At 71.4% G+C, this 26,253-nt stretch carries 27 protein-coding genes; 17 read left to right on the top strand and 10 right to left on the bottom strand.

The genetic code is table 11. The features are described from left to right. The 6 genes from B5D66_RS24565 to B5D66_RS24540 all read left to right on the top strand — a co-directional run. Positions 1 to 635: ATP-binding cassette domain-containing protein (locus B5D66_RS24565; protein WP_144390332.1), on the top strand; the 635-nt coding region annotated here is incomplete at its 5' end. A 70-nt stretch (positions 636 to 705) separates the two neighbouring features. Beyond that, positions 706 to 1,719, top strand: coding sequence for an NADP-dependent oxidoreductase (locus B5D66_RS24560; protein ID WP_078764207.1), 1,014 nt, complete (start codon positions 706 to 708; stop codon positions 1,717 to 1,719). A gap of 76 nt (positions 1,720 to 1,795) precedes the next feature. Beyond that, a complete protein-coding gene (locus B5D66_RS24555; RefSeq protein ID WP_078764206.1) occupies positions 1,796 to 2,356 on the top strand; it encodes a GNAT family N-acetyltransferase in 561 nt (186 codons plus the stop codon). 180 nt (positions 2,357 to 2,536) lie between these two features. Beyond that, positions 2,537 to 3,994 (top strand): alanine/glycine:cation symporter family protein, encoded by a 1,458-nt coding sequence (locus B5D66_RS24550; RefSeq protein WP_078764205.1) that lies wholly within the window; start codon positions 2,537 to 2,539, stop codon positions 3,992 to 3,994. A 289-nt stretch (positions 3,995 to 4,283) separates the two neighbouring features. After that, the gene (locus tag B5D66_RS24545; protein WP_235001214.1) at positions 4,284 to 5,354 is read left to right on the top strand and encodes a permease; all 1,071 of its coding nucleotides are present in this window, start codon (positions 4,284 to 4,286) and stop codon (positions 5,352 to 5,354) included. Beyond that, positions 5,351 to 6,097: a TIGR03943 family putative permease subunit gene (locus B5D66_RS24540; protein WP_078764204.1), complete on the top strand. Its 747-nt coding sequence runs from the start codon at positions 5,351 to 5,353 to the stop codon at positions 6,095 to 6,097. The genes B5D66_RS24545 and B5D66_RS24540 overlap by 4 nt, the downstream gene beginning before the upstream one ends. Positions 6,098 to 6,294: 197 nt before the next feature. On the opposite strand, the gene B5D66_RS24535 is transcribed toward B5D66_RS24540, so the two are convergent. The 5 genes from B5D66_RS24535 to B5D66_RS24515 all read right to left on the bottom strand — a co-directional run bounded on the left by B5D66_RS24535 (position 6,295) and on the right by B5D66_RS24515 (position 8,193). Next, entirely contained in the window at positions 6,295 to 6,489 is a 195-nt protein-coding gene (locus B5D66_RS24535) for a DUF397 domain-containing protein (RefSeq protein WP_078764203.1), read from the bottom strand. A gap of 76 nt (positions 6,490 to 6,565) precedes the next feature. Continuing rightward, positions 6,566 to 6,766, bottom strand: a complete 201-nt coding sequence (locus B5D66_RS24530) for a DUF397 domain-containing protein (protein WP_078764202.1) — start codon at positions 6,764 to 6,766, stop codon at positions 6,566 to 6,568. An 8-nt stretch (positions 6,767 to 6,774) separates the two neighbouring features. After that, positions 6,775 to 6,972 carry a Scr1 family TA system antitoxin-like transcriptional regulator gene (locus B5D66_RS24525; protein ID WP_078764201.1) on the bottom strand — a complete coding sequence of 66 codons (198 nt, stop codon included), beginning with the start codon at positions 6,970 to 6,972 and terminating at the stop codon, positions 6,775 to 6,777. Between the two features lie 141 nt (positions 6,973 to 7,113). Then, positions 7,114 to 7,308 carry a DUF397 domain-containing protein gene (locus tag B5D66_RS24520; RefSeq protein ID WP_078764200.1) on the bottom strand — a complete coding sequence of 65 codons (195 nt, stop codon included), beginning with the start codon at positions 7,306 to 7,308 and terminating at the stop codon, positions 7,114 to 7,116. 9 nt (positions 7,309 to 7,317) lie between these two features. After that, positions 7,318 to 8,193, bottom strand: a complete 876-nt coding sequence (locus B5D66_RS24515) for a helix-turn-helix domain-containing protein (protein ID WP_235001212.1) — start codon at positions 8,191 to 8,193, stop codon at positions 7,318 to 7,320. Positions 8,194 to 8,423: 230 nt separating this feature from the next. Between B5D66_RS24515 and B5D66_RS24510 the strand changes: the two genes are divergently transcribed. The 4 genes from B5D66_RS24510 to B5D66_RS24495 all read left to right on the top strand — a co-directional run bounded on the left by B5D66_RS24510 (position 8,424) and on the right by B5D66_RS24495 (position 9,973). After that, entirely contained in the window at positions 8,424 to 8,681 is a 258-nt protein-coding gene (locus B5D66_RS24510; RefSeq protein ID WP_078764198.1) for a hypothetical protein, read from the top strand. Then, positions 8,678 to 8,926, top strand: a complete 249-nt coding sequence (locus B5D66_RS24505; protein ID WP_394330087.1) for a helix-turn-helix domain-containing protein — start codon at positions 8,678 to 8,680, stop codon at positions 8,924 to 8,926. Before B5D66_RS24510 ends, B5D66_RS24505 begins: the two co-directional genes overlap by 4 nt. Further along, a complete protein-coding gene (locus B5D66_RS24500) occupies positions 8,926 to 9,246 on the top strand; it encodes a hypothetical protein (protein WP_078764197.1) in 321 nt (106 codons plus the stop codon). The genes B5D66_RS24505 and B5D66_RS24500 overlap by 1 nt, the downstream gene beginning before the upstream one ends. A 334-nt stretch (positions 9,247 to 9,580) precedes the next feature. After that, positions 9,581 to 9,973 carry a hypothetical protein gene (locus B5D66_RS24495; protein ID WP_144390328.1) on the top strand — a complete coding sequence of 131 codons (393 nt, stop codon included), beginning with the start codon at positions 9,581 to 9,583 and terminating at the stop codon, positions 9,971 to 9,973. Positions 9,974 to 10,128: 155 nt separating this feature from the next. Here B5D66_RS24495 and B5D66_RS24490 read toward each other — a convergent pair whose 3' ends face one another. The 5 genes from B5D66_RS24490 to B5D66_RS24470 form a co-directional block, all read right to left on the bottom strand. Beyond that, positions 10,129 to 10,953 carry an IclR family transcriptional regulator gene (locus tag B5D66_RS24490; protein ID WP_078764195.1) on the bottom strand — a complete coding sequence of 275 codons (825 nt, stop codon included), beginning with the start codon at positions 10,951 to 10,953 and terminating at the stop codon, positions 10,129 to 10,131. Beyond that, positions 10,950 to 11,771: a carbohydrate ABC transporter permease gene (locus tag B5D66_RS24485; RefSeq protein ID WP_235001213.1), complete on the bottom strand. Its 822-nt coding sequence runs from the start codon at positions 11,769 to 11,771 to the stop codon at positions 10,950 to 10,952. The genes B5D66_RS24490 and B5D66_RS24485 overlap by 4 nt, the downstream gene beginning before the upstream one ends. 122 nt (positions 11,772 to 11,893) lie before the next feature. After that, positions 11,894 to 12,844, bottom strand: a complete 951-nt coding sequence (locus B5D66_RS24480) for a carbohydrate ABC transporter permease (protein WP_078764194.1) — start codon at positions 12,842 to 12,844, stop codon at positions 11,894 to 11,896. A 3-nt stretch (positions 12,845 to 12,847) separates the two neighbouring features. Then, positions 12,848 to 14,137: an extracellular solute-binding protein gene (locus tag B5D66_RS24475; RefSeq protein ID WP_078764193.1), complete on the bottom strand. Its 1,290-nt coding sequence runs from the start codon at positions 14,135 to 14,137 to the stop codon at positions 12,848 to 12,850. A gap of 242 nt (positions 14,138 to 14,379) precedes the next feature. After that, on the bottom strand, positions 14,380 to 14,766 hold the full coding sequence (locus tag B5D66_RS24470; protein ID WP_159457317.1) for an SSI family serine proteinase inhibitor: 387 nt from the start codon (positions 14,764 to 14,766) through the stop codon (positions 14,380 to 14,382). 561 nt (positions 14,767 to 15,327) lie between these two features. Here B5D66_RS24470 and B5D66_RS24465 point away from each other — a divergent pair. The 7 genes from B5D66_RS24465 to B5D66_RS24435 all read left to right on the top strand — a co-directional run. Further along, complete coding sequence (locus B5D66_RS24465; protein WP_394330088.1) at positions 15,328 to 16,107, top strand: 2,3-dihydro-2,3-dihydroxybenzoate dehydrogenase; 780 nt, start codon at positions 15,328 to 15,330, stop codon at positions 16,105 to 16,107. Positions 16,108 to 16,198: 91 nt separating this feature from the next. Beyond that, positions 16,199 to 17,380 (top strand): isochorismate synthase, encoded by a 1,182-nt coding sequence (locus B5D66_RS24460; RefSeq protein ID WP_078764190.1) that lies wholly within the window; start codon positions 16,199 to 16,201, stop codon positions 17,378 to 17,380. A 50-nt stretch (positions 17,381 to 17,430) separates the two neighbouring features. After that, on the top strand, positions 17,431 to 19,080 hold the full coding sequence (locus B5D66_RS24455) for a (2,3-dihydroxybenzoyl)adenylate synthase (protein WP_078764189.1): 1,650 nt from the start codon (positions 17,431 to 17,433) through the stop codon (positions 19,078 to 19,080). A gap of 36 nt (positions 19,081 to 19,116) precedes the next feature. Continuing rightward, complete coding sequence (locus tag B5D66_RS24450; protein ID WP_078764188.1) at positions 19,117 to 19,794, top strand: isochorismatase family protein; 678 nt, start codon at positions 19,117 to 19,119, stop codon at positions 19,792 to 19,794. Between the two features lie 26 nt (positions 19,795 to 19,820). Then, positions 19,821 to 21,173, top strand: coding sequence for a lysine N(6)-hydroxylase/L-ornithine N(5)-oxygenase family protein (locus tag B5D66_RS24445; RefSeq protein ID WP_078764187.1), 1,353 nt, complete (start codon positions 19,821 to 19,823; stop codon positions 21,171 to 21,173). Then, positions 21,170 to 21,427, top strand: coding sequence for a phosphopantetheine-binding protein (locus tag B5D66_RS24440; protein ID WP_078764186.1), 258 nt, complete (start codon positions 21,170 to 21,172; stop codon positions 21,425 to 21,427). The genes B5D66_RS24445 and B5D66_RS24440 overlap by 4 nt, the downstream gene beginning before the upstream one ends. 69 nt (positions 21,428 to 21,496) lie before the next feature. Further along, on the top strand, positions 21,497 to 26,253 hold a 4,757-nt coding region (locus tag B5D66_RS24435), incomplete at its 3' end, for a non-ribosomal peptide synthetase (protein WP_078764185.1).

Genomic DNA, 26,253 nt, shown 5'->3' with positions numbered 1-26,253 from the left:
GGTTGTACGACCCGGTGGAGGGTGTGGTGCGCGTGGGCGGGGTGGACCTGCGTGAGGTGCGGGGCGCGTCGTTGCGTGAGCGGGTGGGCGTGGTCACCCAGGACGCCCACCTGTTCCATGACACGATCGGCGCGAACCTGCGTTATGCCCGGCCCGAGGCGGGGGATGAGGAGTTGCGCGCGGCGTTGCGGGCGGCGCGGTTGGGGCATCTGCTGGATGCGTTGCCCGATGGGTTGGACACGGTCGTGGGGGATCGTGGGTACCGGTTGTCGGGTGGGGAGAAGCAGCGTCTGGCGATCGCGCGGTTGTTGCTCAAGGCGCCTTCGGTGGTGGTGTTGGACGAGGCGACCGCGCATTTGGACGCCGAGTCCGAGGCCGCGGTGCAGGAGGCGTTGCGTACCGCGTTGCGGGGGCGGACCTCCCTGGTCATCGCCCACCGGTTGGCCACCGTCCGCGAGGCCGACCGCATCCTCGTCCTCGACGGGGGGAGCATCGTCGAGGAGGGCGACCACGGTGAACTCCTCGCCGCCGGAGGGGTCTACGCGGGGTTGTATCGCACACAGTTCGCGCCGCAGTCCGCCGCCCGGGAGGCCCCTCCCAACGGAGGGCCGGCCGGAGGCGTGGGCGGCACCTGATCGGGAAGTCTCCCGCAGACGGCCGACACACGTCCGTCACAGTGAAGATGAGAAGGAGAGCGGATCAGCCATGTCCATCAGCACACGTGAGATCCACCTGGTCGCCCGGCCCGAGGGCGCGCCCCGGCCCGAGGACTTCGCCCTGGTCGATCGGGAACTGCCGGAGGTCGGGACGGGAGAGATCCTGGTGCGCAACCTCGCGATATCGGTCGACCCCTACATGCGGGGCAAGATGACCGGCGTGCGCACCTACACCGACCCCTACGAGCTGAACTCCCCGATGGAGGGCGGGGCGATCGGCGTCGTCGAGGGCTCCGGGGACGAGTCCTTTCCCGAGGGGGCCGTCGTCGTGCACAACGCCGGCTGGCGCGAGCACGCGGTGCTGCCCGCCGGGCAGGTCCGCCCGGTCAACGTCAAGGGGGACATCCCGGCCACCGCCTACCTCGGGGTGCTCGGCATGCCCGGCCTGACCGCGTATGTGGGCCTGCTGGACAAGGCGTCGATGCGCCGGGGCGACACGGTGTTCGTCTCGGGCGCGGCCGGCGCGGTGGGCAGTGTCGTGGGGCAGCTCGCCAAGCTCAAGGGCGCCGCGAGGGTCATCGGCAGCGCCGGATCGGCCGAGAAGGTCGCCTACCTGATCGACGAGCTCGGCTTCGACGCGGCGTTCAACTACAAGGACGGCCCCGTCATGGAGCAGCTGACCGAGGCCGCGCCCGACGGCATCGACGTCTACTTCGACAACGTCGGCGGCGACCACCTGGAGGCGGCGATCGGGGCGGCCAACGACTTCGCGCGTTTCGCCCTGTGCGGGTGGATCTCCTCCTACAACGCGACCGAGCCGCAGCCGGGGCCGCGCAACATGGGCATGATCGTGGCCAAGCGGCTCAGCCTCAACGGGTTCATCGTCTCCGACAGCGCCGACCGCACCGGCGACTTCCAGCGCGAGATGGTCCCGGCCGTCGCCGACGGCCGGATCAGGTTCACCGAGACGGTCGTCGACGGCCTGGAGAACGCGCCGGAGGCGTTTATATCGATGCTCGGCGGCGGCAACATCGGCAAGATGGTGGTGCGGGTCGGCACATGAGCCGGCCCGGGCCGGGCGGCCCGTCGCCCGGCCCCTACCGTCCGCCGCGTGCGCCCAGCGTCCAACCGGAGTACCCATGCCCGATCCCACGGCTCCCGTCCCTGCGGAGCCCGTCGAACTCGTCGGCCCCAGGGCGACACTGCGCCCGTGGACGGCGGAGGACGGGCCGGAACTCAACCGGATCGTCACGCGGCCTGAGGTGGCCTGCTGGTGGGGCGAGGAGGATTTCGCCCTGCCCACCGAAGGGGGAGAGCAGCGCTACGCCATCGTGGTGGAGGGGCGGGTGCGCGGCATGATCCAGTTCTACGAGGAGCCGGAACCGGACTACCGCCACGCCGGGATCGACGTCTTCCTCGACCCTGACACGCGCGGCCTGGGGCTGGGGGTCGAGGTCATCGTGACGCTGGCCCGGTGGCTGTTCGACGAGCGCGGCCACCACCGGATCGTGATCGATCCGGCCCTGGACAACACCGCCGCGGTCCGCGCCTATGAGAAGGCCGGGTTCCGCCGGGTGGGGGTGATGCGCTCCTACTGGCGCGACCCCGAGGGGCACTGGCGGGACGGCTTGTTGATGGACATGCTCGCCGACGATCTGCCCGCTGCCGCGGCGGGACGGTCGGGAGGAGGGGCGGTCTGACCCGTGTCGGCCGCGATACGCCCGTATCGTCCGGTGTGCGGGTGACCGGTATCCTTCCCGGTCGGGGTGCGTGATCCAAGACGCATTCCCGATGCGGCCCGACCGGTCGCACCCGCCCCACGGCGACCGGGCCGCGCGCCCGGGAGCCCGCCCGTACTCCCAGAAGGAGATCGTTCCCTCGTGGACGCTGTCAGCGACGTCGTCGTCGCCCTCAACGACCGGTTCTGGGCCTACCTGCTCATTCCCCTGCTGGTGCTGCTCAGTCTGTACTTCACCATCCGGCTGGGAGCGGTCCAGCTCCGCCTGCTCCCGGAGATGATCCGGGTCCTCGGCAACAAGCCCGAGATCGCGCCCGATGGTAAGAAGGCCATCTCCTCCTTCCAGGCCTTCGCGGTGTCGGCCGCGGCGCGGGTGGGGACCGGCAACATCGTCGGTGTCGCCACCGCGATCGCGCTGGGCGGCCCTGGCGCGGTCTTCTGGATGTGGACGATGGCGCTCGTGGTGGGTGCCGCGAGCTTCGTCGAGTCCACCCTCGCCCAGCTCTACAAGGTCCGTGACCGCACCGGGTTCCGTGGCGGTCCCGCCTACTACATGCGTTACGGTCTCGGCCGCAACTGGATGGGTGTGCTGTTCGCCGTCGTCATCACGGTGACGTTCGGGATCGTGTTCAACTCGGTCCAGAGCAACAGCATCGCCGACGCGGTGTCCACGTCGCTGGCGGCGGTGGGCGCCCCCACCGGAACGCTGGTCTCGGCGCTCATCGGCCTGGCCCTGGCGGCGCTGACCGCGGCGGTGATCTTCGGCGGTATCCGCCGTATCGCCCATGTCGCCCAGGCCCTGGTGCCGTTCATGGCCCTGCTCTACATCGGGCTGGGGCTGGTCGTGGTGGCCCTGAACGTCGAGAAGGTCCCCTCGGTGTTCGCCGACATCGTCACCGGGGCCTTCGGGCTGCGGGAGTTCGTGGGCGGCGGCGTGGGCACCGCGATCGTGCAGGGGATGCGCCGCGGCATGTTCTCCAACGAGGCGGGGCTGGGGTCGGCGCCCAACGCCGGGGCGACCGCGTCGGTCAGCCACCCGGTCAAGCAGGGCCTGGTCCAGACCCTCGGCGTCTACTTCGACACGCTCATCGTGTGCTCCACCACCGCCTTCATCGTGCTGCTCAGCGACCCGGTCTACGGGGAGAACCGCGGCCCCTCCATGACCCAGGAGGCCCTGGAGAGCAACCTCGGCGGCTGGGCGATCCACGCACTGACGATCATCCTGTTCCTGCTCGCCTTCACCTCGGTGCTCGGCAACTACTACTACGGCGAGTCCAACCTCGGCTTCCTGTCGGCGCGCCCCTCGACGCTGACGGCCTACCGCCTGCTGGTCGTGCTCACGGTCTTCCTCGGCGCGATCGGGTCGGTGCAGCTCGTGTGGAACCTCGCGGACGTCTCGATGGGGGTCATGGCGTTGATCAACCTCGCCGCCATCGCGCCGCTCGGCGGGGTCGCGGTCAAGCTGTTGAAGGACTACACCGCCCAGCGCAGGCAGGGGATCGACCCGGTGTTCACCCGGGACCGCCTCCCCGAGCTGGAGGGGGTCCAGTGCTGGGGCGGCGCCCAGGAGACGGAGGTCGCGGGCTCTTCCCGCTCCTGACCGCCGGGGCGGGCCGGGGCACCGGCCCGCCCCGTGGTCGGGCGGCCTGTCCGATCGAATCCCCCGTGGCCGCCCCGAAGAGACGACACACCGGATATGATCCGCTTCGTGCCGGCCGCCCGTCGGGAACGGGATCGGGCCGGCGGCACGCGACGGCCGGCCCCGACCGCCGGCCCCGTGCGTCGATCGACACGGGCGCACCGGCGACAGCGGATATGAAAACTGTTCTCACCTGTCGGTTAGTATGCGTGCGTTCTCCCTGCAACCGACGACGATCAAGGACACGACCGTGCCGGACAGGTCTTCGGGCTCCGCCTTTCCGCCCCCGGCCCTGGGCGACTCCCTGGCGCGCGGCTGGGACGAACCCGACGAGGGGCTTCCGCCGTCCGACTGGGGACGGCCGCGCGGGCCACGGCGCACCGCGACCGTGTGGCTGTTCGCCCTGTTCATCATCGCCCTGGCCGCGGCCAACGCCTGGTTGACCGACCGGCTGACCAATGAGGCGTTCCTCGCCTGGGCGACGATCTTCACCGCGATCAGTCTTCAGGCGCTGCCCTTCCTGGTGTTCGGTGTCGCCTTGTCGGCGGCGCTCACCGCGTTCGTGCCGGTGTCGTTCTGGCGCCGGGCGATCCCCCGCAACTCCGCTCTGGCGGTGCCCGTCGCCGGCGCCGCGGGCGCGATCCTGCCGGGGTGTGAGTGCGCGTCGGTGCCGGTCGCCGGCGGGCTCATCAAACGCGGTGTCGCCCCGGCCGCGGCTCTCACCTTCCTGCTGGCGGCGCCGGCGATCAACCCGGTGGTGCTGGTCGCCACGGCGGTGGCCTTCCCCGGCAGCCCGGAGATGGTCGTGGCCCGCTTCCTGGCCGCGCTGGGCGCGGCCGTCGTGGTCGGCTGGATATGGGCGCGGTTCGGACGCACCGGCTGGCTGCGCATGCCCCGCGCCGACCACGACCCGGACGCCTCGAAGTGGCGCGTCTTCCGCGAGTCGATGCAGCACGACCTGATGCACGCCGGCGGTTTCCTGGTGGTCGGCGGGCTCGCCGCGGCCACGCTCAACGTCCTGGTCCCGCGCGAGTGGGTGATCGCCGTCGCCGACCTCCCGGTCGTCTCGGTGCTGGTGCTGGCGCTGCTGGCGATCCTGCTGTCGATCTGCTCGGAGGCTGATGCGTTCGTCGCGGCCAGCCTGACCGAGTTCTCCCCGACCGCGAAGCTGGCGTTCCTCGTCGTGGGGCCGATGGTCGACCTCAAGCTGATCGCCTTGCAGGCGGGAACGTTCGGCTGGGGCTTCGTGCGCCGCTTCGTCCCGCTGACCCTGGCCCTGACCCTGATCTTCACCTTCGTGGTGGGAGGAGTCCTGCTGTGAACCGCATCGCCCAGGGGCTGGTGCTGACCCTGCTCGGTGTCGCCGCGCTGAGCTGCACCCTCGCCAGCGACCTGTACCTCAACTACGTGCAGGGCGCCTTCCGGCCCTTCATCGTCGGGGCCGGCGTGGTCCTGGTCGTACTGGGGGTGACCGCGATCGTCATGGACCTGCGGCAGGCGCGCCGGGGTCCCGAGGCGGAGGAGGAGCACGCCCACGGCCATGACCACGGTCACGACCACGGGGGGCACGGCCCGCGCGTGGCGTGGCTGCTCCTGCTCCCCGTTGTCGCGGTCTTCGCGGTCGCCCCGCCGGCGCTGGGCGCCTACACCGCGGCCAACGCCGCCTCCAGCGCCCCCCGTGACGTCTCCGAGGTCTCCTACGACGAGTTGGAGGCCGAGCCGGGGCAGCCGGTGGAGATGGAGTTGCAGGAGTTCGTCATGCGCGCCTGGACCGACGAGGAGCGGGCGATGGCCGGGCGCGAGATCCGTCTCACCGGTTTCGTCGTCGCCAACCCGGAGGGGGAGGGCTGGTATCTGGCCCGGCTCCAGATGGCGTGCTGCGCGGCCGACGCGATCGTCAACCGGGTGCTCATCACCAACGAGCCGGCGCCCCCCGAGGACAGCTGGTGGACGGTCGAGGGGAGCTGGGTGGAGCCCGAGGGCGGCCTCCAGGAGATCCGCGACCACCGTTTCGAGGTGCACCAGATGACCGAGGTGGACAACCCGCCCGACCCCTACGAGTAGGCCGCGCGCGGAGCTTCCCTCACGGTTCTCGCGGTGGTTGCGGCGCGGTGTTCCGCGTACAGACCCCTTCTGTTGCCTCCCGGTGGAGGCGAAGGTCTAGGAGAACGGAGAGAGAGCGCGTAGTATCTCTCTGGGACGTATCAGGTATACGCGGAAGAGGCCCCGTGCGGTTGCGCGGGGCCTCTTCTGTTGTCCGGTTACAGTCGGCCGGTTTTCACGGCGTCGAGGAAGGCGGTCATCTCGGTGGCTGGGAATACCAGGTGGCCGAGGTTGGGGTTCTGGGAGTCGCGTACGGCGGCGGCTCCGGGCAGGTCGGCGACCTCGACGCAGTTCTGCGTGCCACCGCCTGAGTATGAGGACTTGCGGAACCGAAGTTGAGGCGTCTCTGACATAGGGGCCTTCACTTACTGGAGATACGCCCGGGGGTAAGGCCCGGCGGGCGTGCGCTGGACCTCTTCCGCTCTGTGCTTACAGTCGGCCGGTTTTCACGGCGTCGAGGAACGCGGTCATCTCGGTGGCCGGGAATACCAGGTGGCCGGCGTGCGGGTTCTGGGAGTCGCGTACGGCGGCGGCTCCGGGCAGGTCGGCGACCTCGACGCAGTTCTGGCCGTGGGAGCTGCTGTAGCTGGACTTGCGGAACAGGCTGCTAGGGATCAAATAAGTATCCATGGTCCGTCCTATTCGATGAGCTCTCGGAGCCGGTCGATGATCTCCCCCGGACGCAGGGCTACCAGCCGGAGGTGGTCGGCGAGCTGGCGATAGTGTGCCACCTCGTCGGCTTCCTCTAGATCTAGCCCGCCGTGGTCCTGCTCCAGGAATAGCACCAGCGGATCCGCTGGGTCCAGGAAGCCCATGATCACGAAGCTCCCGGTCATCTGGACATCAGGAGTACCTGGATGGATGCCCGAGTCAAGGCGTTGAACGATGATGCCGTCGTCTTGGACGGCCGCTAGGGCATACGCCTGGATGTGAAGGAGGCCCGGCAGGTGTCTGCCGGGCCTCTCCTGCTGTTTGGCTTACAGCCGGTCGGTTTTCACGGCGTCGAGGAACGCGGTCATCTCGGTGGCTGGGAATACCAGGTGGCCGAGGTTGGGGTTCTGGGAGTCGCGTACGGCCTGGGCGCCAGGCAGGTCGGCGACCTCGACACAGTTTTGCGTCGTGCCACCGCTGTAGGACGACTTGCGGAAGCGAAGTTGGGACGTCTCAGGCATCAGGACCTTCTATTGGAGCTCGGATAGGCGGCTACGGATGAAAGCGCGAGAGTCGCCCACGGGCAGTGCTTCGGCCTGCACGTGAGAGTAGATCTGTTGGTATCGCCGGATTTCATCCGGGGTTTCTAGATAGATCTCCTCCGACAGCGCTTCCAGGTAGACCACAGGCGGGTCCGGAGCCAGGAAGTCGAGGATGACGAACTGCCCCGTCATCGCCGCGTGCGGCCCCCTGGACACCGGGAGTACCTGAATCCCGATGTTAGCCCGCTCGCCCATCTCCAAGAGGTACTTCAGCTGCCCCTTGAGGCATGGGGTGATGTGGAGTAGCGCGGCCTCGCCGATCACAGCCCAGTAGGTGGGCGGATCGTTTCGACCTAAGAGAATGCTCTTCCTAAGCATGCGTGCTTCAACACGTCGATCGAGGTCGCGCTCATCGAGAGGGTCGCCGACCGCGGCTGTGCTGGCCTGAATGATCGCGCGGGCGTAGTCCTCGGTCTGGAGCAGGCCTGGGATCGCCATCATCTCGCAAGTGCGGATCGAACGAGCCTCGGTCTCCAACCCGACGAACTGACCGCTCCCAAGTGCGTCTCCGTATGACGCCCACCAGCCCTGCTGGCCAGCCTCGCGAGCAAGGACGAAGTAGGCCTCACGTTCGGCTGGATCGGTGATTCCGTAGATGTCGAGCAACGTGGCGATGTCGTCGACTTTTGCCCGTTTCCACTCACCCGACTCGAGACGGTTGAGCTTGGACTCCGACCACCCGCGAACGCGCCCGGACCGCTCCTTGGCCTGTGCTGCTACGGCCTTGGCGGTGAGCCCTCTCTCCTCACGCAGCGCATACAGAAGGCGGGAAAGGCGGCGACGGCGCAGAGTCGGACTGGGCACGTCCTGGGGGCTCCTCTCGCGGAGGCGGCGATAGTGCCCAGATCCTACGCTGAGTGACCATGAATCCGACATTTTATGCAACTCCCATCGTACTTCGACGGCGTAGCTTGAATTCTGCCACGTATTATCTAGATGGGGCTTGCATTTTTGATTTCAGCGGGTAACGATGGGACTACCTGATCGTCCTGCCGGGTTACTCGCCCGGCCGACCCATGGGGGTCTCGATGTGCATGCCTGAACCCCGTTCCCCCGCCCCTGAGCCCTACGTCGAGTTCGCGGTGCTCGCAGAGACGCTCGCTCCTCTCGGTTGGGAGATGAGCCGTATCCCGGCGCCGCTTGGCGGCCACATCTACACCGTCCGCACCCCTGGCGGCCGGTACCTCACCTGCTGGAGCCTGCGGCACCTGCGCGACGCCATCGACCGCTGCGTGACCGAGCAGGAGAACCCGGAGATCGTCCGGCCCTACGCCCGGCGGGTGATCGCGTGAGCGCCGCTCCCCGGATCTCCGTCACCGTCAAGGTGAACGGCCGCCACCTTCCCGTCGCGCAGACGCCCGCGGTGCAGTGGCCGGAGTTGTTGACCACGATCGAGGTCGCCGATCTGTGCCGGGTGGCCCCCAGCACCGTCGGCCGGTGGCTACACGAGGGCCGGTTGCGGGGGCAGCGGACGTTGGGGGGTCATTGGCGGATTCCCGCCGACCAGATCCGCGCGCTGCTGGAAGGGGAGCGGTGATGAGGCGGCCCTGTCTTCCCGGTCACGCCGTCGCGCGCGATCTGTCCCGCCAGAGCGGCGTGCTGGTGTGGCACGGGGAAACCTCCGGTGGTTACCTCGCCCTGGCCGGCCATGAACTGCTCACCGCCGCCACCGCCGAGGAGATGCGGATGAAACTCGCCGCACGCGGCCTGCTCCACGCGCGGCAGGCGCCTTCGCCACGGCCGGTGGAACGCCGCCTCCCGTTGGGCACTTCCGCGGCCTACCCCACCGCGGTCACCGGGGCGAGCGGGGGCACCTGGGAGCGGGGCGGCATGTCCCGGTGGCTTCCCCGGGCCTAGTCCTGCCCCGCGCGAGCGGCCGGGGCTTCCCTGGTGGACGGCCTTCGGCCGGCCGCCCGCATCCGGCGCGGGGCGGGCGGCCCACAATCCTCCGCGCGCCGTCCGCACGGCACGGCGCGCGGAACCGGGGGATCGTGAGGGGGTTCCCCGGAGACCGGTCCGGGACGGTAGAGGGGCCGTCCCGGACCACCTCTCTCCCTGTTCCCCTGTCCGCCTCCCCGTCCGCCACGGACATCGGCCCCAGAGCCCCTTGGGCGTCGGGAGGGACGTTGTTCTCTACGGCAGGCGGCCCGTGGCCCGTTACGGTGCTCACAAGACCCCACTGGAGATGGGAATGGTCAGGCGCGGATCAATGGCGCGCGGCGCCGCGCTCTATGGGCAGCGCGTCCCGCTGCGCGTGGACGACGAGAACGAGAACCACGCCCTCCTCTACTACGCCGCGTGCACCCGCTGCCGGGCGATGATGTCCACCGAGCCTGACATCCTCGCCGCCTGTTGGCGGTGTGGCCACCCGCAGCCCGCCGACCGGCGGCGACAGGCCACAGTGGAACGTCGCGTCCAATGGCGGCTCCTCGAAGAAGTCGAGACCGAGACCGCGCAGGGGCGGCCGGCACCAGAGTGGGCCTGCGTCTCCTGCGGGCGGTTCAACCCGCTGCCGGACGCCACCTGCGCGAACTGCAAGCGGACGAAGCGGCTCGCACACAGTGGGCCAGCGCAGCAGCGTTAGCCCCGCCTCGCCCGGCCAGCGACACAGAACACCCGGCCCCGCCCACGAGGTGAGCGGGGCCGGGTGTCCCGGTCGCAGACGCCCTCGCCTCTCTTGCCCGGGCGTCCCCGGTACCCCGGAGCGCTTCGCAAGAGCGGCGGGCGCCGGCGGCGGGGTCAACGCGACAGAGGCGGGCGGGAGCGGCGGGCGCCCAGATCGGCCGAGATCAGCGCCGCGGTCGCCGCCACGTCAGGCCCCAGCTCCCTGACCCGGGCCGCCGGCAGCATGCTGGCGAGCGAGGACACGCTGATCGCCGCCACCGGATCGTCGTTGTGGTCGAAGACGGGAGCCGCCACACAGCGCACCTCCGGCTCGTTCTCCCGGTCGTCGATGGCGTAACCGCGCTCCCGGATACGGCCCAGCTCCCGCCGGAAGACCTCCGGGTCGGTGATCGTCTTGGCCGTCACCGGCGCCAACCCGGCGGCGAGCACGTGCTCCACCAGGTCGGGAGGGCTGTGGGCGAGGATCGCCTTGCCCACCGCGGTGCGGTGGGCCGGCATGCGCACCCCGATCCGCGAGGCCATGCGAACCGTCGTGGTGTCCTCGACCTTGTCGGCGTAGACCACGTCGGTCCCCTCCAAGACCACCAGGTGACAGGTGTTCCCGGTGCGACGCATCAGCTCCCGAAGGTGCTTGGAGGCCGCCGAGCGCAGATCCAACTGGTCCAGGTAGGCCTGGCCCAGCGCGAGCGCCGCCGCCCCCAGCCGGAAGCGGCCGGTCTCGCGGTCCCGGGCGAGCAGCCGCGCCTCCAACAGCGGCGTCGCCAACCGCAGGACGGTGCTCTTGTTGACGCCGACACGCTCGGCCAGCTGGGTCAGCGTCAACCCGCCGCTACCGGCCGGCTGGGCCCGTACATCCTCCAGGATCGCCAGCGCGCGGCGCAGCGACACCGAGGCGTTGCGAGGATTGCGTCCGGCCGCGGGGGCCTCGCCGGCGCTCATCCCTTGACAGCTCCTCCCAGTCCGGAGATCAGGTGCCGTTGCACGATGACGAAGAAGATCAACACCGGGATCGTCATCAGCACCGACCCCGCCATGATGCCGCCCCAGTCGTTCTCGTCCGGTTTGAAGAAGGTCAGGATCGCGATGGGCAGGGTCTGGTTCTCCTGGGCGGAGATGATGAACGTCTTGGCGAACAGGAAATCATTCCACGTCGTGATGAACGAGAAGATGCTGCACGCCGCCACACCCGGCGCCACCAGCGGGAAGAGGATACGCCGCACAAAGGTGAAACTGCTCGCCCCGTCCAGCTTGGCGGCCTCCTCCACCGACTGGGGGACCGCGGCCACGAAACCGCGCAGCATCCAGATGGCGAACGGTATCGAGAACGCCATGTGCACGATGATCAGCGAACCCAGATGGTTGAGCCCCAGCGCCGGCACCGCGCCGCCGATGTTGCGCAGCAGGAAGAACAGGGGGATGGTCAGCGCCTCGATCGGCACCATCTGCGCGACCAGCACCATGACGAGCAGCGTCGAACGGGTGCGGAACCGGTAGCGGGTCAGCGCGACCGCCGCCAAGAACGCGCACAGCGTCGACAGCACCACCACCGCGCCGGCCACGAGCAGGCTGTTCACCAGGTAGCGGCCGAAACCGTCGACGAGGACGACCCGTTCGAAGGAGTCCAAGCTCGGCGACAGCGTGAACGGGGTCGCGTCGCCCGCCTCCAGTTCGGCGCGGGGCCGCAGGGCCGACAGCACCATCCAATACAGCGGGAAGGCCACCACCACGGCGACCAGCAGGGCGCAGACGTCGGCCAGCCACCGGCGCGGACGCCTGCGGCGAGGGGCCGCAGCGGGCCTGTCCGACGCCCCCGCGGGAGGCCGCGCAGCCGCGCCGGTGGCCGGGGCCACGGCGGGGCCGGACTCGTCGTGACGGACGCTCACAGCACCTCCCCATTACGGCGCAGGGCGCGCAGGTAGACCAGCGTGATGGCGAGCAGCAGCAGCGACGTGATGACACCGATCGCCGAGCCCAGCCCGTACTGGCTGGCGGCGAACGCCTGCTGGTAGCCGTAGACGTTGAGCACCATGTTCTGGCCCGAGATACCGCCGCCCCCGGTCATGATGTAGATCTGGGTGAAGATCTTGAAGTCCCAGATGATCGACTGGATCGTCACGATCGCCAACACCGGGCGCAGCATCGGCAGCATGATGCTGTGGGCGATGCGCAGGGTCGAGGCGCCGTCCAACCGGGCGGCCTCCACCACCTCCTCGGGGATCGAGGTGATACCGGCGTACAGGGTCACCATCACGAACGGGAACGAGCACCAGATCACCTCGGCGCCCACCAGCCCGAACGCCGACCACTTCTCATAGGTCCACGAGTGCCCGGCGAAGCCCTCCAGGCCGACGCCGACGAGCACCTGGTTGACCAGGCCCAGGGTCGGGTCGAACAGGAACAGCCACACCGCGCTGCCGGTCACCGCCGGAGTGGCCCAGGCGCCCAGCGCGGTCAGGAACAAGACGGTGCGCACCCACGGACGCAACCGGGTGGCCAACACCGCCAACGCCCCGCCCACGAGCAGGGTGCCGACCACGCAGGCCGCGGCGAACACCACGGTGTTGCCCAGCACCCCCCAGAAGCGGGGATCGCCCAGCAGCGTCGCGTAATTGTCGAAACCGATGAAGCGCAACGGCTGCGCGCCGCTGACCTGGGCCTGGCGGTAGTCGTACAGCGAGACGAGGACGAGCTGGTACAGGGGGTAGACCAGCAGCGCGGCCAAGACGACGAGCGCCGGCGAGAGGTAGAACCAGTGCTCGAAGCGGCCGCGGCGGCGGCCGGGCCGCGTCGCCGCGGCCGGCCGCCCCACAGCGGGAACCTGAGTCGCCATGCGTTACTGCCCGGAGAAAGCGTCGTTCATCCGGGTGGCGGCCTCCGCGGTGGCCTCCTCCACCGTGGCGTCACCACCGGCGATCTGCTGCATCATCGAGGGCAGCACCGTCTGGGCGTCGATGGTGGACCAGGCGCCGGTGACCGGAACGAACCTGGTCCCCGCCTCCAAGGTGGCGATGAACGGTTCCATCTCCGGAGAGGACTGCGCGACCTCGGCCTGCACGTCGGTGAAGGTGGGCAGGTTGCCCATCGCCTCGTACATCTTGAGCTGGTAGTCCTTGCCGCCGAGCAGCTTCATGAACTCCACCGCCAGGGTGCGGCGCTCGGTACCGGCGAGAACCCCGAGGTTGTTGCCGCCGGCGAAGGCGGGGGCGATGCTGCCGGGCTCGGTCCCCGGCAGCGGGATCACCGCGTAGTCGTCGGCGACCTCGCTCTCCTCGACCGCGTTGAGGTTGAAGTTGCCGCCGATCGTCATGGCCGCCCGGCCCGCGACGAAGTTCTGGACGCTGTCGTTGCCGCCCATCTCTGAGCAGGTCTGCGGCGGGCAGACGTCCTCGGAGAGCACCTCGGAGTACAGTTCCACGCCGGCCCGCGACTGCGCGGAGTCGATCGCGGCGGTGTGGGTGTCGCCCTCGACGGTGGCGATGTCGCCGCCGTGAGCCCACACGAAGGGCAGGAAACCGTAGGTGTAGGCGCCGCCGGAGGACAGGCCGAGCAGGTCGGGTTCCTTCTCGCGCAGCTCGCGCGCCGCCTCGACGACCTCCTCCAAGGTCTCGGGCACCTCGATGTCGTGCTCGGAGAACAGATCGGTCCGGTAGTACAGCGCGCGCATGCCCACGTACCACGGAACGCCGTAGGAGGCGCCGTCCACCTCGGTCGTGGCGGCCAGTTCGGGGGAGAAGTCGGCCGCCTCATCCCAGGCGGAGAGGTCCTCGGTGATGTCGGCGAACCCACCGGCCTCGACGTAGCCGGCCAGGTCGGTGTTGCCGAACTCGGCGACGTCGGGGGCGCTCGACGGGTCGTTGAACGCGGCGCGGAAGCGTTCGGCCCGGGTGTCCACCGGGATGTACTGCACGTCCACGGTGACGCCCTCGTGGGCGGCCTCGAACTCCTCGACCGCCTCGTCGACGACCTTCTCCTTGGGCTCCTGGTTGACCTCGGAGAACAACCACACGCGCAGGGTGCCGGTCATCTCGTCGGCGGTGGAGTCGTTGCCGGTGGACTGCGCGGGCGCACACGAGGCCAGCAGGGCGGTCGCGCACACCAGTCCGAGGGCACGGGGGATCCGCATCGGACCTCCTCGGGATGGGTGGAGTGGGGGAGGAGAGGCGCGGGCCCCGCCCGCGCCGTCTGTGACTCGGAAACGTATAGACCCGCCCTGATCTCCTTGAAGAGGAGGAGGGGAAAGTTGTGCAATGCACAAAAGGGGAACGCCTATGCACCCTCGGCGTCTCCTCACAGCCCGTGGAGCAGCGGTTTCCCTCCGAAACGGCGAGGCGCCGTCCCCGCACAGGGACGGCGCCTCGCCTCGGCTCAGAACCAGAACACGCCGTCGGTCTGGTCGGCGGCGACACACGGGTTGGGGAACTCCTCCTCGTAGTGGACCTTGACGTCCTCCCAGTGTCCGAACGCGCGGACGACCACGGGGTCGTACTGCATGGTGCAGACCAGGCCGGCGGCCGGCAGGGCCTCGAACACGCCGTCGACGGCCTCCAAGGAGGCGCACGCCTCCTCAGGGGAGGGATGGGTGCCCCCGGGCGGATCACACTTGAGGATCACGGTGCGCACACCGTCGTGGTGTTCGTGGCTGATGGACAGTTCCAACCAGCTGCTGGAGCCCGAGCCGGCGTGGGCGGGAGCCGGAACGGTCAGGCAGGCAGCCGCCGCGAGCGCGGTCGCGAGTAGGTGTCGCTGGCGCATGATGTCTCTTTCTCTCGTCGGCCCATGGATCGATCGGCCGATACGGAACGTCATTAAATCGTGACTTAGTGTCGCGGTGTGGGAGATTCGCGAGATTACCCACCGTGTCGATGCGCGCTCTCGGCGGAGTGGAGTGGTAATCGGGCATCGGGCTCGCGCGGAGCCATGGGGAGTGATCCGATTCACAGGCTCTGTCGAGGGGTGGGGGTGAAATGTCGGGGAACGCCGTTGAATTCGATTACTGTGCGTGACGGTCGCGGGCTGGGAGGCGGGGGAGGGGTGTGGTGATGGCGCGCGGGGGTGGACGTGCGCTTCTGTCTGTGTGTGATGGAACTGTTGCCCAGGGTGAAAGTGGTGAAGATGATCTCTTGGGTGTTTTGTCAACTAAAGCGAAGAATGCCGGAATTTTGTGGGTTGACACACCACACCCCGTCGTTCAAGACTTGCGGTCGGTTGCTTAGGTAAGCATTGCCTTAATTAGGTTTGCTTCACCTTGGTCGTATCCGCATGGGTAGACGTCCCATTGCGGTGCGTAACAGACGGCGAGGGGGAGACGTGGGCCTGGAGGGGATCGATGGGACGGTCGCCGTGGTCACCGGTGCGGGAGGCGGAATCGGGCGCGCCGTGGTCGCCGCCCTGGCCGCCGAAGGAGCACGGGTCGCCGCCGTCGACCGCGACCCCCACGGCCTGGCCGGCACCGTCGAGCAGACGCGCGCCTTCGGCGGCGACGTGGCCCCCCACACCGTCGACGTGCGCGACGAGGCCGCCGTGGAGGACCTGTTCGACGCGGTGGAAACCGACCTGGGACCCGTCGCCCACGCGGTCAACGTCGCCGGCATCCTGCGCACCGGCCCGGTCACCGACCTGTCCGGCGCCGACTGGGCCGACCTGTTCGCCGTCAACACCACCGGGGTCTTCCACGTCTGCCGCGCCGCGGCGCGGCGCATGATCGCCCGCGCGGCCGGGTCGATCATCACCGTCGCCTCGAACGCGGCCGGCATCCCGCGCGCGGACATGGCCGCCTACGGCGCCTCCAAGGCCGCCGCGGCGCTGTTCACCAAATCCCTCGGCCTGGAACTGGGCCCGCACGGCATCCGCTGCAACGTCGTCTCGCCCGGCTCCACCGACACCCCCATGCAGCGCGGCATGTGGCAGGGGCCGCACGACGCCGAGAAGGTCATCGCCGGCGACCCCGCCAAGTTCCGCGCGGGCATCCCCCTCGGCCGCATCGCGCACCCCGCCGACGTCGCCGCCGCCGTGCGCTTCCTGTCCTCCGCGCAGGCACGTCAGATCACCATGCACGACCTCTACGTGGACGGCGGCGCCACCCAGCGCGCCTGACCCGTCCGGTGCCCCCGGGAGCACCGAACCCCGATCCCGACTTCACCCACCGGCTTGGTGGACCGAATCCGCTCGTCAGAAAGGCCGACCGGTGCCCCTCCAGCGTGCCGCCTCCACCACGGTGACGGCCGGCGACCTCCTCAGCGCCTACCGTCCCGGCGCCGCCTTCCTCTCCTCCCCTTCGACGACCCTGCTCGGCCAGGGCGGACTCGCCGTCCTGGAACACGCGCAAGACGTCGCCGACGCGCTGGGCGACGTCATCACCGAGGACGGCCGACCGGCCGTCGCGATGGGGGCGATCCCCTTCGACCCGGGCTCCCCGGCCCGACTCGTCGTCCCGCGCGTGCTCCACCGCGCCGAAGGGACGCGCGCCCGGGAGGAGACCCGCCACCGCGCCCTGCCCGGAACCTGGGAGGTCAAGCCGGTCCCCGAACCCCGGGAGCACGCCGAAGCCGTGCGCCGCGCGCTGGACCTGCTCACCGCCCCCGACGGGCCGGACACCGCCCCCCGCAAGATCGTCCTGGCCCGTTCCCTGCGGCTGACCGGCGACCGCCCCGTCGATGTCGCGCGCGTGCTCGCCAACCTGGCCCGCCGCGACCCCGACGCCCACGTCTTCGCCGTCGACCTGCCACCCCGCGGCGGCGGCCGGCGCACCCTCGTCGGCGCCAGCCCGGAACTGCTGGTCGCCAAGCGCGGCACCCACGTGACCTCCAACCCGCTGGCGGGATCGGCCCCCCGCAGCGCCGACCCCACCAAAGACCAGCGCGCCGGCGTCGCCCTGCTGGCCTCGGAGAAGGACCGCTACGAGCACGCCGTCGTCGTCGAAGCGGTCGCCGCGGCCCTGGAACCGTACTGCCGCACCCTCGACGTCCCCGCCGAGCCCAGCCTCGTCCGCACCGCGACCATGTGGCACCTGTCCACCCGGGTCACCGGGGAACTGGACGACCCGCGCACCACGTCACTGGACCTCGTCCACGCCCTGCACCCCACACCTGCGGTGTGCGGGACGCCCACCCACATCGCCCGCGCCGCGATCGGCGACATCGAACCCTTCGACCGGGGCTTCTACACCGGGGTCGTCGGCCACGTCGACGCCGCCGGCGACGGCGAATGGGCCGTCACGATCCGCTGCGCCGACGTGGAGGACACCACCCTCGACCTGTTCGCCGGCGGCGGCATCGTGCCCGGCTCCGACCCCAAGGCCGAACTCGCCGAAACCTCGGCGAAGCTGCGCACCCTCCTGCTCGCCCTGGGCGTCGACCGCCCGCTGTGACCCCTCCGGCCGCCGACCACCCTCCCCGACCCCGAAAGGCCCCACCGGACATGCTCGCCGGATGCACCCCCTGGCCCGCCGAGGCCGCGGCCCGCTACCGCGCCGCCGGCTACTGGACAGGCGAGAACTTCGACGCCTTCCTGCGCGACCGGACCCGCCGCTTCGCCACCCGGACCGCCGTCGTCGAAGGAGAACGGCGCTGGACCTACGCCGAACTCGACGAGCGTGTCTCGCGCCTGGCCGCCGGACTACTCCGGCTGGGGATCGCCCCCGGCGACCGCGTCGTCGTCCAGCTCCCCAACATCCCCGAGGTGCTGGAAGTCGCCTTCGCGCTGTTTCGGATCGGCGCGCTGCCCGTCTACGCGCTGCCCGCGCACCGCCACGGCGAGATCGGCCACCTGTGCGCCGCCACCGCCGCGGCAGCGCTGGTCATCCCCGACGTCCACGCCGGATTCGACCACCGCGCGATGGCCGCGCGGGTGCGCGCCCAAGGAGACGGGCCGGCCCACGTCCTCGTCGCGGGCGACAGCGGCGGCGAGGAGGGCTTCACCGCGCTGGCCGACCTGCGAGACGCCCCCCTCACCCACCCGGCCCCCGGGGCCGCCGCCGACCCGGACGACGTCGCCTTCTTCCAACTGTCGGGCGGCACCACCGGCCTGCCCAAGCTCATCCCGCGCACCCACGACGACTACCTGTACTCGGTCCGCGCCAGCGCCGAGATCTGCCGGCTTAGCCCCGAGACGGTCTACCTCGCCGCGCTGCCGATGACCCACAACTTCCCGATGAGCTCACCCGGGTTCCTCGGGGTGCTGCACGCCGGCGGCACGGTCGTGCTCGCCCCCGACCCCAGCCCCGACACCTGCCTGGCGCTGATCGAGACCGAACGTGTCACCATGACCGCGGTCGTGCCCCCGGTCGCGCTGCTGTGGCTGGACGCCGTGGACGGCGGCTCACAGGCCGGGCGCGACCTGACATCGCTGGAAGTGCTCCAGGTCGGCGGCGCCAAGTTCGGCGAACAGGCCGCCCGCCGCGTCCGCCCCACGCTGGGCTGCGCCCTGCAACAGGTCTTCGGCATGGCCGAAGGGCTGGTCAACTACACCCGCCTGGACGACGACGAGGAGACCGTCGTCACCACCCAGGGCCGCCCGATCAGCCCCGACGACGAGATCCGCGTCCTGGACGACGCAGACCGGCCGGTGGCCCCCGGCGAGCCGGGGCACCTGCTCACCCGCGGCCCCTACACGATCCGCGGCTACTACAACGCCCCCGAGCACAACGCGACCGCCTTCACCGCCGACGGCTTCTACCGCACCGGTGACGTGGTGCGCCTACTGCCCGGCGGACACCTGGTCGTCGAGGGCCGCGCCAAGGACCAGATCAACCGGGGCGGGGAGAAGATCGCCGCCGAAGAGGTCGAAAACCACATCCTCGCCCACCCCGACGTGCACGACGCCGCCGTGGTGGCGGTACCCGACGCCTTCCTCGGCGAGCGGACCTGCGCCTACGTCATCCCGCGCGGCACGCCCCCGGGGCGCTCCCAGCTCCTGCGCTTCCTCCGCGAACGCGGCCTGGCCGCCTACAAGATCCCCGACCGCGTCGAGTTCGTCGAACGCTTCCCGGCCACCGGCGTCGGCAAGACCAGCAGACGCGAACTGCGCCAGGCCATCACGGCCGAACTGCGCCGCACCGCCGCCCCCTGAACGCCCACGCCCCGACCACGGACGGAAAGGACGCCCATGACGTCCCGTTCCCTGCCCCGCATCGAGCCCTACGACCTGCCCGGTCCCGAGGAGCTGCCGCCCAACCGGGCGGCCTGGAGCCCCGACCCCGAGCGGGCCGCGCTGCTCGTCCACGACATGCAGGGGTACTTCCTGCGCCCCTTCGCGGCCGGAACCTCCCCGCTCGCCCCGGCGCTGGACAACATCGCCCTCCTGCGCGCGGCCTGCCACGCCGCCGGGGTGCCGGTGTTCTACACCGCCAAACCCGGCGACATGGACCCCGACGAACGGGGACTGGAACGCGACTTCTGGGGGGCGGGGATGCGGGCGATCCCCGAACACACCGAGATCACCGCGCGGGTCGCGCCCGCCGACGGCGACGTGCTGCTCACCAAGTGGCGCTACAGCGCCTTCGCCCGCACCGGCCTGGCCGACCTGCTGCGCGAACAGGGACGCGACCAGCTCCTCATCACCGGCGTCTACGCCCACATCGGCTGCCTGGTCACCGCCACCGACGCCTTCATGCGCGACATCCAGCCGTTCCTCGTCGCCGACGCCGTGGCCGACTTCTCCGCCGCCGACCACCGCTTCGCGCTGGACTACGCGGCGCAGTGCTGCGCCGCCGTCCTGCCCACCCAGGCCGTCACCACGGCCCTGTCATCGACCCCGGCCGCCACCGTCGCCTCCCACGCCTGAACCGCGACCACATCGAAGGGAACACCGTGACCTCCACGCCCTCGCCCCAGCAGGTCCACGACCTGGTGGGAATCGGGTTCGGCCCGTCCAACGTGGCGCTCGCCATCGCGCTGCACGAACGGCGCCCCTCCGCCTCCCAGCCCGCGCCGAGCGGGCTCTTCCTCGAACGCCAGGCCGACTTCGGCTGGCATCGCGGCATGCTCCTGGAGGACGCCACGATGCAGGTGTCCTTCCTCAAGGACCTCGTCACCACCCGCGATCCGGCCAGCGACTTCAGCTTCCTGTCCTACCTGCACCAGGTGGGACGCCTGCACGACTTCATCAACCACAAGACGCTGTTCCCGCTGCGCACCGAGTTCCACGACTACCTGGCCTGGTGCGCCGGGCGGGTCGCCGACCAGGTCGTCTACGGACACGAGGCGTTCGCCGTGGAGGCGGTGCGCGACGACAGTGGACGCATCAGCCACCTCGACGTCCTCTCGCGCAACGCCGAGGGCAAGGTCCGGCGCGACCGCGCCCGCAACCTGGTGCTCGCCCCCGGGCTCACGCCACGGCTGCCCGCCGGCCTGACGGACTCGGCGCGGATCTGGCACAGCGAGCACCTGCTGCACCGGCTCGCCGAACTGGGGCCGCAGGCCGCCCCGCGCCGCTTCGTCGTGGTCGGCGCCGGCCAGAGCGCCGCCGAGGTCGCCGACCACCTCTACCGGGCCTTCCCCGAAGCCGCCGTCGACGCGGTCTTCGCCCGCTACGGCTACAGCCCCTCCGACGACAGCCCGTTCGCCAACCGGATCTTCGACCCCCAGGCCGTTGACGCCTTCTACGACGCGCCCCAGGAGATCAAGGACGAGATCATGGGCTACCACCGCAACACCAACTACTCGGTGGTCGACCCCGACCTCATCGACGCGCTGTACCGCCGGGTCTACCAGGACCGGGTCAACGGCACCGAACGGCTGCGGCTGCTCAACACCTCCCGGGTCGTCTCGGTGGAGGAGCGCCCCGACGGGGTCACCGTCACCGTCGAGCACCTGCCCAGCGGCAAGCAGACGCCGATCGAGGCCGACCACGTCGTCTTCGCCACCGGCTACCGCGCCGCCGACCCGCGCGACCTCCTCGGCGACCTGGCCCGGCACTGCCTCACCGACACCGCGGGCCGCCCGGTCGTCCAGCGCGACTACCGGCTCGCCACCACCGACGAGATGACCTGCGGCGTCTACCTGCAAGGCGGGACCGAGCACACCCACGGCATCTCCTCCTCGCTGCTGTCCAACGTCGCGGTGCGCGTGGGCGAAATCCTCGCCTCCATCACCGCCCGCGCCCCCCACGGCGAGCCGGTCCCGGCCGGCGGCGTCCCCGGCCCCCTCAAGGAGCACGTGTGACCGACAACCCCGCCACCCCCGCCCAGCGACCCGCCGGGCTGACCCCCCAACAACTGCGCGCCGACGTCGCGCGGGTCCTCGGCGAACCAGCCGAGACGATCGGGGACGACGACGACCTCCTCGACTTCGGCATGGACTCCATCCGGCTCATGAGCCTGGTGGAGACCTGGCGCCGCGCCGGCGCCCGGACCGACTTCGCCGAACTCGCCGAGGAACCCACCCTGGCGGCCTGGACCCGCCTCCTCGTCGACTGACCGACGACCCCGGCCACCGGCCCCTCCCTCCCCAGCCAGCCATCTCGTGAACCGGGAGCAACGCACGTCATGACGCACGCACCGACCGGCCTCCTGCCCCTCACCGGAGCGCAGGGCGGCGTCTGGTACGCCCAGCGGGTCGATCCGGACAACCCGATCTACAACGTCGGGCAGTACGCCGACCTGCCCGGCCGGATCGACACCGAGGCCCTCACCGGAGCGCTGCGCCATGTCACCGCCGAAACCGACGCGCTGCGCACCCGCATCGTCGAGGTGGACGGCACGCCCTACCAGCGGGTGGAAGAGGGGCCGGACACACCCCCGGACCTGATCGACCTGAGCGGACAGGCCGACCCGCGCGCCACGGCCCTGGCCTGGATGCGCGCGGACATGGCCACCCCGGTCGACCCGACGGTCGGACCGCTGCACCGCTTCGCCCTGCTGCGCCTCGGTGAGGACCACCACCTGTGGTACCAGCGCTACCACCACATCGTCGCCGACGCCTACGCCATCACCACGCTGGCCCGCCGCGTCGCCGACGTCTACACCCGGCTGGCGCGGGGACAGCGGCCGGACGACAGGTTCGGCCGGCTGGCCGACGTGGTGGCCGAGGAGACCGCCTACGCGGACTCGCCGCGCCACAGCGCCGACCGGCAGTACTGGCGACACCTGCTCGCCGACCGGCCCGAACCGGTCCTGCTCGGCGACGCGCCCCCCGCCCCTCCGCGCGCCGCCACCCCGGCGCGCGGCGACCTGGACGCCGAGCTCACCCGGCGGCTGGCCGCGTTGGCGCAGCAGACGGGGGCGAGCTGGGCCGAGGCGCTGGTGGCGCTGTTCGCCGGCTACCTGCACCGGCGCACCGGCGCGCGCGAGGTCCTACTCGGCCTGCCGGCGATGGGCCGGCTCGGCTCGGCGGCGCTGCGCACCCCCTCGATGGTGGTCAACGTCTTGCCGCTGCGCCTGGCCGTCGGCCCCGGCGACACCCTCGCCGAGCTGGTGGCCCGCACCGTGGCCGCGATGCGCGGCCTGCGCGCCCACCAGCGCTACCGGGCCGAGGACATCCGCCGCGACCTCAACCTGGTGGGACGCGGCACGCTGCTGCACGGCCCGATGGTCAACATCAAGGCCTTCGACTACGACCTCGACTTCGCCGGGGTGCCCGCCACCACCCACACGCTGTCCGAGGGACCGGTCGACGACGTGTCCCTGTCGGTCAACGGCTCCCCCGACAAGAGGGAGGGGCTGCGCTTCACCCTCAACGGCAACGCCGCGCGCCACAGCCCCGACGAACTGGCGGAGCACCTCACCCGGTGGTGCCACCTGCTCGAACGCGCGCTCACCGCCCCGGCCCCCGCCCGCCACCGCGTCGCCGACCTCGACGTCCTCACCCCCCGGGAACAGAGCCGGATGGCGACGGTGTGCCGGGGGCCGCGCCGCGCGATCCCCGACCACGGCGTCGCCGAACTGGTCGCCGAGGTGGCGCGGCGCGCGCCGGAGGCGGTCGCGGTGCGCGCGGGCGGGCGCGAGCTGACTTACGCCGGGCTGGAGGAGGCGGCCGGCCGGCTCGCCGCCCGGCTGCGCGCCCATGGCGCGGGGCCGGAGCGGGTGGTGGCGGTTGCGGTGCCGCGCGGGGTGGACCTGGTGGTGGCGTTGCTGGCGGTGCAGCGGTGCGGGGCGGTCTACCTGCCGGTGGACCCGGAGTTCCCCGCCGCCCGCATCGAACACGCGCTCACCAACGCCGGCGCCGTCCTCGCCGTGGCGACGGGCGAGACCGCCGAGATCCTGCCGGACGACGTTGCGCTGCTGCTCCTCGACGACCCGGCCGGCCTCCCCGACCACGACGGCTCCCCCCTCCCCGCCCAGCCGGTCGGTCCGGATTCGGCCGCCTACGTCCTCTACACCTCTGGTTCGACCGGGCGGCCCAAGGGCGTGGTGGTGTCCCACCGCGCGCTGGCCAACTTCCTGGCCGACATGGGGGAGCGGTTCCCACTGGCACCGGGCGACCGGTGGTTGGCGGTGACGACGGTCGGGTTCGACATCTCGGCGTTGGAGATCTACCTGCCGTTGCTGGCCGGGGCCACCGTGGTCCTGGCCGACCCCGACACGGTGCGCGATCCACGGGAACTGTCCCGGACGATCGCCGCCGAGCGCCCCTCCGTCATGCAGGCGACGCCGACGCTGTGGCGGGCGTTGGTCGAGGAGGACCCGGGGGCGGTGCGCGGACTGCGGGTGCTGGTGGGAGGCGAGGCATTGCCACCGGACCTGGCCGAGACGCTGGCCGGCGGTGCGGCGTCGGTGACCAACCTGTACGGGCCGACCGAGACCACCATCTGGTCCACCACGGCACCCGTCCTGGCCGACCTGCCGGTCACGATCGGCACCCCCATCGCCAACACCGACGTCCACGTGCTCGACGCGGCGCTGCGTCCGGTGCCCGAGGGCGTCGCGGGCGACCTGTACATCTCGGGCGCGGGGCTGGCGCGCGGCTACCTGGGGCGGGCGGACCTGACCGCCGAGCGGTTCGTCGCCGACCCCTACGGCCCGCCCGGAACCCGCATGTACCGCACCGGCGACCTCGCCCGGCGCCGCCGTGACGGCGCCCTCGACTTCCTGGGACGCAGCGACCACCAGGTCAAGATCCGGGGCTTTCGCATCGAGCTCGGCGAGGTCGAGGCCGCGCTGGCCGACCAGCCCGGCGTGGGCCAGGCCGTCGTCGTCGCGCGCGAGGACGGCCCCGGCGGCCCCCGCCTCGTCGGCTACCTCGTGCCCGCCCCGGGGAGCACCCCCGACACCGACGCGGTGCGCGCGGCGCTGGCCGACCGGCTGCCCGGCTACATGGTGCCCGCGGCGCTGGTGGTCTTGGAGGCGCTGCCGCTCACCGCCAACGGCAAGATCGACCGCGCCGCCCTGCCCGCCCCCGACCTCGCCGCCGCGGCCGGGGTGACCGCGCCGCGCGACGCGGCCGAGGAACAGATGTGCGAACTGTTCGCCGACGTGCTCGGCCTGCCCCGGGTCGGCGCGGACGACGACTTCTTCGCCTTCGGCGGCGACTCCCTCGCCGCCACCCGCCTCGCCGCGCGCGCGGGCGAACGGCTGGGCGCGCGCGTCGGCATCCGCGACGTGTTCGACGCGCCCACCCCCGCCGCGCTCGCCCGCCGCGCCGCCGCCCTCGCCACGGCCGGGAAGCCGACGCATCCCGCCCCCGCGCGCCCCCGCCCCGAACGCCTTCCGCTCTCCCACGCCCAGGAGCGGCTGTGGTTCCTGGAACGGCTCGCCGGCCCCTCGCCCACCTACACGGTCCCGGTCGCGCTGCGGCTGACCGGGGCGGTCGACGCCGACGCACTGGCCACGGCGCTGGGCGACGTCGCCGTCCGCCACGAGCCATTGCGCACCGTCTACGCCGACGACGCCGAAGGCCCCCGCCAGCGCATCCTGCCCCCCGACGAACTGCCCCGCCTCCTGGAGACCGCCGACATCACACCGGCCGAACTGGCCGGGCGGGTCGCCGAGATCCTGCACCGCCCCTTCGACGTCACCACGGACGTGCCCGTCCGCGCCGCCCTGCTGCGGACCGCGCCCCAAGAACAGGTCCTCGTCCTGGCCTTCCACCACATCGCCACCGACGAGTGGTCGGAGGGGCCGTTCCTGCGCGACCTCGACGCCGCCTACACCGCCCGCCGCGCCGGACACGCCCCCGACTGGGCGCCGCTGCCGGTCCACTACGCCGACCACGCGCTGGCGCGGCGCGCGCACCTGGGCGACCCCGACGACCCCGACTCTCCGATGTCCGCCCGGCTCGCCTTCTGGACGGCGGAGCTGCGGGGCCTGCCCGAGGAGGCCACCCTGCCCCTGGACCGACCCCGTCCGGCCCAGCCCAGCGGCCACGGCGCCACCGTCCCGGTGCGCGTCGACGCCGCCCTGCTGGAGGAGATCCGCGGGCTCGCCGCCCGCAGCGGGGTCACCGTCTTCATGGTCGTGCAGGCCGCGGTCGCCGTCCTGCTGCACCGCATGGGCGCCGGCGACGACATCCCCATCGGCACGCCGGTGACCGAACGCGACGACGCCGCCACCCACGACCTCGTCGGCCTGTTCCTCAACCTGCTGGTGCTGCGCACCGACGTCTCCGGCGACCCGTCCTTCGCCGAGCTGCTGGAACGGGTCCGCGCCCGCGACGTCACCGCGTTCGCCCACGCCGACGCCCCGTTCCACCGGGTCGTCGAACACCTCAACCCGTCCCGCTCCCTCGGCCGGCACCCGCTGTTCCAGGTCATGCTCACCTACCAGCGCGACCCCGCCCACAGCCGACTCCTGGGAGCCCGGGCGCGTGTCGAACCGGTCGACATCGCCACGGCAAAGACCGACCTGGAGTTCGTGTTCGCCGAACGCCCGGGAACCCCGGGACTGGCCGCGAGCCTGCGCTACTCCACCGACCTGTTCGACGAGGCCACCGCGCTGACCGCGGCGCGGCGGCTGGAACGCCTCCTCGCCCAGGTCACCGCCGACCCGCGGCGGCGCGTCGGCGACCTGGACGTTCTCACCGCGGCCGAGCGCCGACGCCTGGAGAGCGCCCAAGGGCGCGCCTCCGCCCCGTTCGCACCCGTGCCCCACCGCGTCGCCGAGGTGGCGCGGCGCGCGCCGGAGGCGGTCGCGGTGCGCGCGGGCGGGCGCGAGCTGACCTACGCCGGGCTGACGGAGCGGGTGGAACGCCTGTCCCGCGCTCTGGCCGCGCGCGGCGCGGGGCCGGAGCGGGTGGTGGCGGTTGCGGTGCCGCGCGGGGTGGACCTGGTGGTGGCGTTGCTGGCGGTGCAGCGGTGCGGGGCGGTCTA

This window comes from Marinactinospora thermotolerans DSM 45154 (assembly GCF_900167435.1).
In the GTDB taxonomy this organism is placed as follows: Bacteria; Actinomycetota; Actinomycetes; order Streptosporangiales; family Streptosporangiaceae; genus Marinactinospora; species Marinactinospora thermotolerans.
Note: the sequence above shows the minus strand (reverse complement) of the source record. Positions and strands in the feature narration are given on the sequence as shown.

What these genes read in the sequence shown, in the direction of transcription:
- B5D66_RS24560 (WP_078764207.1), top strand. Translation starts at nt 706, where the DNA reads ATGTCCATCAGCACACGTGAGATCCACCTGGTCGCCCGGCCCGAGGGC.
- B5D66_RS24555 (WP_078764206.1), top strand. Translation starts at nt 1,796, where the DNA reads ATGCCCGATCCCACGGCTCCCGTCCCTGCGGAGCCCGTCGAACTCGTC.
- B5D66_RS24535 (WP_078764203.1), bottom strand. Translation starts at nt 6,489, where the DNA reads ATGTCAGAGACGCCTCAACTTCGGTTCCGCAAGTCCTCATACTCAGGC.
- B5D66_RS24530 (WP_078764202.1), bottom strand. Translation starts at nt 6,766, where the DNA reads ATGGATACTTATTTGATCCCTAGCAGCCTGTTCCGCAAGTCCAGCTAC.
- B5D66_RS24525 (WP_078764201.1), bottom strand. Translation starts at nt 6,972, where the DNA reads ATGACCGGGAGCTTCGTGATCATGGGCTTCCTGGACCCAGCGGATCCG.
- B5D66_RS24520 (WP_078764200.1), bottom strand. Translation starts at nt 7,308, where the DNA reads ATGCCTGAGACGTCCCAACTTCGCTTCCGCAAGTCGTCCTACAGCGGT.
- B5D66_RS24510 (WP_078764198.1), top strand. Translation starts at nt 8,424, where the DNA reads ATGCCTGAACCCCGTTCCCCCGCCCCTGAGCCCTACGTCGAGTTCGCG.
- B5D66_RS24500 (WP_078764197.1), top strand. Translation starts at nt 8,926, where the DNA reads ATGAGGCGGCCCTGTCTTCCCGGTCACGCCGTCGCGCGCGATCTGTCC.
- B5D66_RS24495 (WP_144390328.1), top strand. Translation starts at nt 9,581, where the DNA reads ATGGTCAGGCGCGGATCAATGGCGCGCGGCGCCGCGCTCTATGGGCAG.
- B5D66_RS24490 (WP_078764195.1), bottom strand. Translation starts at nt 10,953, where the DNA reads ATGAGCGCCGGCGAGGCCCCCGCGGCCGGACGCAATCCTCGCAACGCC.
- B5D66_RS24480 (WP_078764194.1), bottom strand. Translation starts at nt 12,844, where the DNA reads ATGGCGACTCAGGTTCCCGCTGTGGGGCGGCCGGCCGCGGCGACGCGG.
- B5D66_RS24475 (WP_078764193.1), bottom strand. Translation starts at nt 14,137, where the DNA reads ATGCGGATCCCCCGTGCCCTCGGACTGGTGTGCGCGACCGCCCTGCTG.
- B5D66_RS24470 (WP_159457317.1), bottom strand. Translation starts at nt 14,766, where the DNA reads ATGCGCCAGCGACACCTACTCGCGACCGCGCTCGCGGCGGCTGCCTGC.
- B5D66_RS24455 (WP_078764189.1), top strand. Translation starts at nt 17,431, where the DNA reads ATGCTCGCCGGATGCACCCCCTGGCCCGCCGAGGCCGCGGCCCGCTAC.
- B5D66_RS24450 (WP_078764188.1), top strand. Translation starts at nt 19,117, where the DNA reads ATGACGTCCCGTTCCCTGCCCCGCATCGAGCCCTACGACCTGCCCGGT.